Annotated in this window: 1 protein-coding gene; it reads right to left on the reverse strand. The window is 62.6% G+C overall.

What is annotated here, in order from left to right; genetic code table 11:
• Positions 1-248: hypothetical protein (locus GY725_03135; GenBank protein ID MCP4003170.1), on the reverse strand; the 248-nt coding region annotated here is incomplete at its 3' end.
• Between the last annotated feature and the right edge of the window lie 404 nt (positions 249-652).

Consider the following 652-nt stretch of genomic DNA (forward strand, 5'->3'; position numbering starts at 1 on the left):
AGCGGACGCGCGACAATGACCCATCCCGCGAAGCTGCGCTCGACGCCGGTCTCCCGCAACGCTCGCGCCCTGGCCGCTTCCAGTCGCTGCCTTAGAAACTCAAGGTCGACTTTCGGACAGAAGCTCTCGATCGTGACGACCTCGGAGGGGCGCAGCTCGAGCGACAGCCGAGTCGACTGGGGGGGATTGCGGTTCGATGAACAGGCACAGATGAGGGCGGCGCAGATCAGCAAGGTTCTGTAATTCATGGTGTCCTCCTTTAGTTCCCGATGCTCAGTAGATCCATTGTGCCGACTACGAAGCATAGCACGAGTATGGCCATGGGCCATTCTGCAAGCGATCTTCGCATCTCTGAGTAGAAGGGTGGACCGGAGCGAGCCCTTCCGGGTGCCAGCCGCGACAGCCCCGGATCGAGCTCCGGGACTCAAATATGGATGAGGGACGACTCGGGGCGGCTCCCGAGCGCCAATGACTTATTGGGAGTCGACATGTCGAAAATGACTCGCTTTCCGTTCCGTGTCAGAAGGTTTCGGGCGGCTTGCCTCGAGATCACTGCCGTTCTGGCCCTCGGCCTCTGGCCCACCGCCGCTCCCGCAGCGCCGCCGGTGCCCGACAAGCCGACAGCGACCTGCGACGTGACAGCCAGCGGTCA

This window comes from bacterium (assembly GCA_024226335.1).
Taxonomy (GTDB): Bacteria; Myxococcota_A; UBA9160; order SZUA-336; family SZUA-336; genus JAAELY01.